The following is an 8,066-nucleotide window of genomic DNA, read 5'->3' on the forward strand; positions in this document are numbered from 1 at the left end:
ACTTCTCGATGGAAAAATCCGTGCCTACCGGGTCAACTCTCAATGGAAATCAACACTTCGAGAGAATGACGCAAGAGTGCTACGCCCTCCGCCGAATTGCCGCGCGCAACGGCCAACTCACCGCTCAATGCCATACCGAGTGTGTGGTAGGGGCCAAGTGAATGTCGCGTGGCGTGACCCAGAAGGCGTCGGATAAGCCGCTCCACCTCATCGAGGTCGCCGCGCCAGAGGAATACAGTTGTCGTGAAGATCAAAGTCATACACAGATTCACCGGGTGATCGCGCTCGGTCGCCAAGTCGATCACCTGCCTTGCAGTCTTGGCGGCACGATCCGGAAGCCCGATCAGCCAGTAGCAGCGCGCGAGCGCAATCAGGGCGCGAATCTCATGATCGTAACCAAAGAAGGCCACTTGCGCGGCGCCCGCAACCTCGGCTTTTGTCAGGCCGCGTTCGCAGTGATGCCGCGCGCCCATTTGATCGCCGACCAAGTGGTAAGCAACCCCCAGCACCGATTCCGCCGTGGCGATAACGCCGGGCGAGCCTGTCGTCTCGGCGACTGTCATGTTGCGTTGGGCGACCTTTAGCGCACCCTGGAAGTCGCCGATGCGGGTCAGGAAGATGCTCAGACCGACCAGGAGGTGCATTTGATATACATGATCGCCACGCGCCTCGGCCAAACTCAGCGCGTCCTCGATGGCTCTGCGCACGTCGTCGCTGTTGCCTTGGGTAAACATCGCCGAAGCGGGAAGGAACGCCCGCAGCGTCAGGTGGATAGCGCTCCCTTCGTCGCTTTTGGGCAACGCTGCCAGGCCTCGTTCGCACCAGCAAACGCATTCGATGAACAAGTCGAGATCAAAGAACAATGGGGCCGCGGCAGCGGCCAGCTGTACGCCGATCGCCGCCTCGCCAGCGACGGAAAAGCTCCATTCCAGGGCAGCACGAATATTGCCCAGGTACGGGGCGGCGAAGCCCACGTCTTCGATGGTGATTGAGACACCTTCGCCTGCACCGCTCGAAAGCCGATTCGCGTAATAGAGGGCATGTCGTCTGGCGACACCGTTCGCCTCATCGGTTTGTGCGAGTTTTTCGGCCGCGAAGGCCAGCGTTGAATCGAGCAGCCGATGGTGTGCAATCCCGTCGCCCGGCGCGACCCAAACGAGCGATTTGTCGATCAAGCTGGAAATCGCTTCAGCAACATCAATCGCATCAGCCTGGTCGTCGGCAGCCACGACCTGAGCCGCTTCGAGCGTGAACACGCCAACAAAGATCGAGAGGCGGCTGAGCACGCGCCGGTCCCAATCGGACAAGAGATTGAAGCTCCAGTCCAGCATCGCGGCCAGTGTCTTATGACGAGGCGGGGCGCTTCGGCGTCCTTGCCATAGGAGCTTGAATCGATTGCTGAGCAGGTCGGCCGTGCCCTGCAGCCCATAGGCACCGACTCGGCTGCCCGCGAGTTCGATCGCGAGCGCAATGCCGTCCAGTCGGCTGCAGATTGCCGCGACGGTTGGGGCATCGGCGTCTGTCAGCGACCCAGCATAGCCGCTGGCAAAAGCACGCTCCATGAACAACTGCACCGCGGATGTAGCCAGGGCTTCGGCCGCCGTCAGGTCTTCTCGCACGGCGGGGTAATCCAGCGGCGCCAGGAGGTGAACGTGCTCGCCCTCCGCGCGTAGCGCCTCCCGGCTTGTGGCGAGGATATGCACCTCCGGCGCTTCATTGTAGAGACGCTCTGTCAGCGAAGCCACAGCGTCGATGACATGCTCGCAGTTGTCGAGAACCAGCAAGACCCGACGACCCGCCAGGAACGCCATGAGACCGGGAAGGGGATCATGCGCCTGTACGAAGCCGCCCACGGCAGTTGCGACAGCGCTCGACACGACGGCTGCGTCGGTGACGGCACCCAGGTCTACAAAGTAGACGGCAGCGTTGAACTCATCGAGCAGGGCATAGGCAACGGAGACAGCCACCGTCGTCTTGCCCATGCCCCCCGGACCCACCACGCTGACGAAGCGCCAGGAGGCGAGCAGCGTTGACAGCGCCTCAACGGCGTCTTCACGACCGACCATGCGTGCCAGGCGTGGCGGAAGCCTGTGCTTCGGAACGGAAAAAGCCTCAGAGGAGACAGGCAGCGACGCCGACACCAGAGATGGAGCTATGGAGCGATCGACATGCGCGACGAAACAATATCCTCGCCCCGTCACGCTAGTTATGTATCTCGCCCCGTCCTCGCCATTACCCAGCACTTTGCGCAGACTGGCGATCGTCACTCTCAGGCTGCCATCGCCCACCACCACGCCGGGCCAAGCTTGGGTGATCAAGTCACGTTGACTGACGACCTCGCCGGCCGCTTCGACAAGCGCGACGAGGACATCGAGCGCTCGACTGCCGACATCGACGGCCGCTCCGTCCCTCAGCAGCAGGCGCTCCTCAGGGATCAGCCGGTAGGGTCCGAACGAGATGACGTCGCCAGCAGCCATGGAGCGTTAACACAATATCCGTTGAAAAGTGCGAGACACCGCACTCCTGCAGAATCGCCGTCCGAATGATCGTTCCATGCGCGGCCCGCACTGCGTGGCTCCTTCGCCACCATCAGGCGGGCACCCCGGTTGCGAGTTCCGCTAGGTCGCGAAGCTTCGTATCCAGCCTGAAAGCAGACGCGGAGACTTCGTCATTGTTGAGACGGCTCATCAGAGATGACGGCAGGTCATAGGCTAGACGCACTTCACCCGACGCCGTCTGGAAGATGAGGACTCTGATTGGAACGTTCAGGCCGACACCAGGGTCGTGAGTGATCATGGTCCTGGCCACCAGAGGATTGCCGATGATGTACGACCGGATCTTGGCTTCGACGCCCATGCGGGTCATCCAGGCTCCATGGTCGTTGGTCAGGAAGCGCATGAATCCGCTCCGGCCCTCATAAGCCTTTATGCGCGCTTCGAAATCCGCCGACCCCGTCGCCGCGGCGACCTCGCGCGGAATGATGGCGGGATCCGCGAGGTTTCCGAGCTCGGCCTCAAAACGGGTGACCACATCTTCAAAAGAACGCTGGCTAACATGCTCGCAGTGCTGAACGCTAAAGCTCTCGATCATGGCTGCTTGCTCCGTGTCCGCGGACATATTTCCTGACCACACGGAAATTATCGATTTCGCCGGTTTGATATGAGCGTATATACGCTCATATATGAGCAGCTACGCCTATATGCTCAAGGCTGTCAAGGTTACTATGAGACCCACCTCACCTGAGTTCTGCACCTGCCTTGCGATCCGCCAAGCGGCAAGGCACGTCAGTCAGTACTATGACCAGCACCTGGCACCGTCAGGGCTGCGCATCACCCAGTTCTCAATCCTCGCCAAGTTGAAGACACTCGGGCCGTTGACCATCAATGGTCTTGCCGACGCCATGGTCATGGATCGAACGACCCTTGGCCGGAATATTCTCCCGCTGCAGCGAGATGGTCTCATCGCAATCGTGAAAGGGGCTGCGGACCGCAGGAGCAAGAAGCTTCGCCTGACGGACCTTGGCCGGGAACGCCTCGACAAGGCTTGGGCATACTGGGCCATGGCCCAAACCGGTTTCGATACGGCCTTCGGCAGCAACCAAGATTCGGAGCTGCGGACTCTAATGCGAGCTGTGACGAAAACAGAGCTTGTCGTTGAAGTGACCGAGCATGAGTAAGATCAGACTCTGGAGCTCTAGTAGATAGATTTTGAAGTTCGATCAAAACTGGATCGGTCAAAGCTGAAAGCTGATTTTTTGACAGTACGTAATTTAGCGCAGCCGCGCGTTGCGCTACTGGACCGATTCACCGCTACATATCAAGCAATTTCTATGGTGCGGAGGGTGGGAGCAACGCAACCTCATGCCGAGTTTCAATGCCGCTACACCGCCACTTCTAGTGAGTGTCGATATCGGTGACTGCGCACCCCCGCAACCACTGATACCGACAAAACCCGCGGCCTCGGCTGCGGGTTTTGTTTTTCTAGCGGTCTTTCCGATGGCTTGGCGCTCGGTCCATTCAAGGATGGTGCGCAGTTCGCCGTGCAGCGCCGCGAAAATCTCGCCTCGCTCCTCGCCAGGCGTCAGCACGATCCGCTCGATCAGCATCCGCAAAGCTTCCGCCGCCCGAGGCCTTTTGAGCCGCCCCGGGTTTGCCGGAGGCCATTTGGTTTAAGTCATGCCGCCATGGCTGTCTCACCGAGCATGGCGTAGTAGCGCTCCTCGGCTTCCGCCGACGGGATGTTGCTGACTCGGCCAATGCGTTATCATAGCTGTCGCCGACGCTTCCAACCTAAGGCTCGGCCCCAGCTTCGGCCAGGCGCTCAGTTTACTTGGTCGAGACATATTGCAGCCGCGGTCGCTGTGATGGACCAGGCCGGCCGATACGCCGGCCGGTGGTCGTGCAGAGCTTGCTCGAGGGCGTCCAGGACGACGCTGGCGACCCGATTAGAACGACGCTGATTAAAACCAATGGACCGCGTCAGCGTGGAGATCGGGTCAAACCCTGAACTTCTTCAGCAGTGCTTCGGAGCCGCGTGCCAATAGGCCGGTGTCGGAACCCACGGCCGTGTAGATGCAGCCGGCCGCGATATAGCGGCGCGCGAGCGCCTCGTCGCCGGTGAGGATGCCGGCGCGGTTGCCGCCGGCGACGATGCGCCGGATCAGTTGCTCGATGACGGTCACCACCGCCTCGTTGCCCTGGTCGCCGAGATAGCCCATCGCGGCCGACAGGTCGCCCGGGCCGACGAACACGCCGTCCACGCCCGGCACCGCGCAGATGGCCTCCAGATTGGCCATGCCCAGCTCGGATTCGATCTGCACCAGCACGCAGATCTCCTCATGCGCGCGGTGATAATAGTCCTTCACCCGGCCGAAGCGCGAGGCCCGAGATGCCGACGCGAAGCCGCGCACGCCATGCGGGGGATACCGCGTCGCGGCGACCGCGGCGGCCGCCTGCTCGGCGGTCTCCACCATCGGCACGAGGAAGCTCTGCACACCGGCGTCGAGCAGGCGCTTGATTCCAACTGGATCGTTCACCGGCGGGCGGACGATCGGGTGCGTGCGGTGCTCCATGCATGCCTGAAGTTGGGTCAGCACCATGGGCAGTTCGTTGGGGGAATGCTCGGTGTCGATCAGCAGCCAATCATAGCCCGAGCCGGCGAGGATCTCGACGGTGATGTGGCTGGCAAGGCTGCTCCACAGCCCGATCTGCTGCTCGCCGCTATAGATGGCACGCTTGAAATGGTTGGCGGGGATGTCCACAGGCACTTGCCTTTCTGATTTTAGAAGATGACGGGTTCACCGACCGGCGCGCCGAATCCGGTCTCGAGGAAATCGAAATCGCAGCCCTCGCTCGCCTGCCGGATATGGCGGGAGAACATCCAGCCATAGCCGCGCTCATAATGCGGCGGCGGTGCCACCCACGCAGCGCGGCGCCGCGCGAGTTCGTCCTTCGGCACGTCCATGTCGATGGTGCCGGCTTCGACGTCGATCGAGATGAGGTCGCCCGTGCGCAGCAGAGCGAGCGGGCCGCCAATGTGAGATTCCGGCGAGACGTGCAGGACGCAGGCGCCATAGCTGGTGCCGCTCATCCGCCCGTCGGAAATGCGCAGCATGTCGCGCACGCCCTGCTTCACCAGCTTTTTCGGCAGCGGCAGCATGCCCCATTCGGGCATGCCCGGGCCGCCTTGCGGGCCGATATTGCGCAACACCGGCACATGGTCGGCCGTGACCTCGAAATCATCGCGGTCGATGACGTCCTTCATCGCGGGGTAGCTGTCGAACACGATGGCTGGCCCGGTGTGGCGGCGCAGCCGCGGCTCGCAAGCGCTCGGCTTGATGACACAGCCCTGCGGCGCAAGATTGCCGCGCAGTACTTTGAGCGCGCCCTGCGCGTAGATCGGGTTGTCGACGCTACGGATGATGTCGTCATTATAGACCTCAGCGCTGGCGATGTTCTCGCCCACGATGCGGCCCGAAACCGTAACGGCATCCAGATGCAGAACGTGGCGTAGCCGGCTCATCAAAGCGGGCAGCCCGCCGGCGAAGTAGAAATCCTCCATGAGATAGGTACTGCCGCTGGGGCGTATATTGGCGATCACCGGCACCCGCCGGCTGGCCGCATCGAAGTCGTCGAGCCCGATGTCGCAGCCGGCGCGCCGCGCCTGCGCAATCAGGTGGATGATGGCGTTGGTGGAGCAGCCCATCGCCATCGCCACCATGATGCCGTTCTCGAAGGCCGCGCGGGTCTGGACGCGGGCGGGGGTCAGGTCCTCCCACACCATCTCGACGATGCGCCGGCCGGCCTCGGCACACATGCGGATGTGGCCGGAATCCGCCGCCGGCACCGAGGAGGCGCCGGGCATCGTCATGCCGATGGCTTCGGCGATGGCGGTCATGGTGCTGGCGGTGCCCATGGTCATGCAATGGCCGTAGCTGCGGGCGATGCCGCCCTCGATTTCCAGCCACTCCTGGTCGGTGATGTTGCCGGCACGCCGCTCGTCCCAGAACTTCCAGGCGTCGGAGCCGGAGCCCAGGGTCTTGCCCTTCCAGTTGCCGCGCAGCATGGGCCCCGCCGGCACGAAGATGGCCGGCAGCCCGGCGCTGGTGGCCCCCATCAGCAGGCCCGGTGTGCTCTTGTCGCATCCGCCCATCAGCACCACAGCGTCGATGGGGTGGGCGCGGATCGCCTCCTCGGCCTCCATGGCGAGGAAGTTGCGGTAGAGCATCGAGGTCGGCTTGAGGAAGGTCTCGGACGCCGAATGCACCGGCAGTTCCATCGGAAAGCCGCCGGCTTGGAACACGCCCCGCTTCACGTCCTCGACACGCTGCTTGAAATGGGCGTGGCAGGGATTGGCGTCGGACCAGGTGTTGAGGATGGCGATGACCGGCTTGCCGACCCAGTCTTCCGGGCCGTAGCCCATCTGCATGGCGCGCGAGCGGTGGCCGAAGCTGCGCAGATCGTCGGGCGCGAACCAGCGCGCACTGCGCAGCGTGTCAGGGGTCTTACCATCATAACTTTTGCGGTCGGTTTTCATCGCACGCTCGTCAACTAGGTCAGGATTCGTGTGGGCCAGGATTCTTGTGGGTCAGGATTCTTGGAACGCCTGCTCGCGCGTGCGCCGCAGTGCCGGCGCAAGAACAATGGCGAGAAGAAGAAGGCTGAGCGCGAGCATCGCGGCGCTGGCGGGATGGGTGATGAACACCATGGGATCGCCTCGCGAGACCAGCAGCGCCCGCCGCAGGTACTCCTCCATCATCGGCCCGAGGATGAAGCCGAGGAGCATCGGCGCCGGCTCGATAGCGAACTTGCGGAAGAGGTAGCCGAGAAGGCCGAACACGCTCATTAGCCAGACGTCGAAGGTCGCATTGTTGAGGCTGAACACGCCGATGACGCAGAACGCTAGGATCGCCGGGTACAGCAGGTGGTAGGGGACGGAGATCATCCGCACCCACAGGCCCACCAGCGGCAGGTTGAGCACCAGCAGAAACAGGTTGCCGACCGACATCGAGGCGATGATTCCCCAGAACAGCGTCGGCTGCTGGGTCATCACCATCGGGCCGGGCTGGATGCCATGCAGCATCAGCGCGCCGATCATCATCGCCATCACCGGGTTGGATGGAATGCCCAGTGTCAGCATCGGGATGAACGAGGTCTGCGCGCCGGCATTGTTGGCGCTCTCGGGCGCCGCCACGCCTTCTATGGCACCATGGCCGAATTCGGCGGCATTGGGCGAGACCTTCTTTTCCAGCGCATATGCCCCGAACGAGGCCAGCATCGCGCCGCCGCCTGGCAGGATGCCGAGCAGGGAACCGAGCAGCGTTCCGCGCAGGATCGGCGGAAGAATACGCAGGAACTCCGCGCGGGTCAGCATCAGGCCGGTGACGGTCTTCACCATCGGCCGCCTTGTCGCCTCGTGCTCGATATTGCCGACGATCTCGCCGAGCCCGAATATGCCCATGGCCACGATGACGAAACCGATGCCGTCCATCAGTTGCGGCAGGCCGAAGGTGTAACCGAGACGTCCGCTTTGCGCCGCCATCTCGGCCATTAATCTGGCAACGGCCA

The 8,066-nt window shown here is 62.7% G+C and carries 6 protein-coding genes and 1 pseudogene; 1 reads left to right on the top strand and 6 read right to left on the bottom strand.

Annotation, left to right across the window (positions count from 1 at the left end; genetic code table 11):
- Nucleotides 1-32: 32 nt before the first annotated feature.
- Both OJJ21_RS09835 and OJJ21_RS09840 read right to left on the bottom strand, forming a co-directional pair.
- Complete coding sequence (locus OJJ21_RS09835; RefSeq protein ID WP_297685668.1) at nt 33-2,477, bottom strand: winged helix-turn-helix domain-containing protein; 2,445 nt, start codon at nt 2,475-2,477, stop codon at nt 33-35.
- 112 nt (nt 2,478-2,589) lie between these two features.
- A complete protein-coding gene (locus tag OJJ21_RS09840; RefSeq protein ID WP_297685670.1) occupies nt 2,590-3,090 on the bottom strand; it encodes a DUF302 domain-containing protein in 501 nt (166 codons plus the stop codon).
- Between the two features lie 91 nt (nt 3,091-3,181).
- Here OJJ21_RS09840 and OJJ21_RS09845 point away from each other — a divergent pair, with 91 nt between their 5' ends.
- Nucleotides 3,182-3,676: a MarR family transcriptional regulator gene (locus OJJ21_RS09845; protein WP_297685673.1), complete on the top strand. Its 495-nt coding sequence runs from the start codon at nt 3,182-3,184 to the stop codon at nt 3,674-3,676.
- A gap of 497 nt (nt 3,677-4,173) precedes the next feature.
- On the opposite strand, the pseudogene OJJ21_RS09850 reads toward OJJ21_RS09845, so the two are convergent.
- From OJJ21_RS09850 to OJJ21_RS09865, 4 genes and pseudogenes are all read right to left on the bottom strand, one after another.
- Nucleotides 4,174-4,428: pseudogene (locus tag OJJ21_RS09850) on the bottom strand (IS3 family transposase); the annotation flags it as partial.
- Nucleotides 4,429-4,495: 67 nt separating this feature from the next.
- On the bottom strand, nt 4,496-5,260 hold the full coding sequence (locus OJJ21_RS09855) for an HpcH/HpaI aldolase/citrate lyase family protein (protein WP_297685675.1): 765 nt from the start codon (nt 5,258-5,260) through the stop codon (nt 4,496-4,498).
- A gap of 20 nt (nt 5,261-5,280) precedes the next feature.
- Nucleotides 5,281-7,035 carry an L-arabinonate dehydratase gene (araD, locus tag OJJ21_RS09860; protein ID WP_297685677.1) on the bottom strand — a complete coding sequence of 585 codons (1,755 nt, stop codon included), beginning with the start codon at nt 7,033-7,035 and terminating at the stop codon, nt 5,281-5,283.
- A gap of 51 nt (nt 7,036-7,086) precedes the next feature.
- Nucleotides 7,087-8,049: a tripartite tricarboxylate transporter permease gene (locus OJJ21_RS09865; RefSeq protein WP_297685679.1), complete on the bottom strand. Its 963-nt coding sequence runs from the start codon at nt 8,047-8,049 to the stop codon at nt 7,087-7,089.
- Nucleotides 8,050-8,066: the final 17 nt, after the last annotated feature.

Origin of the sequence: Ferrovibrio sp. (assembly GCF_025869515.1) — a bacterium.
In the GTDB taxonomy this organism is placed as follows: Bacteria; Pseudomonadota; Alphaproteobacteria; order Ferrovibrionales; family Ferrovibrionaceae; genus Ferrovibrio.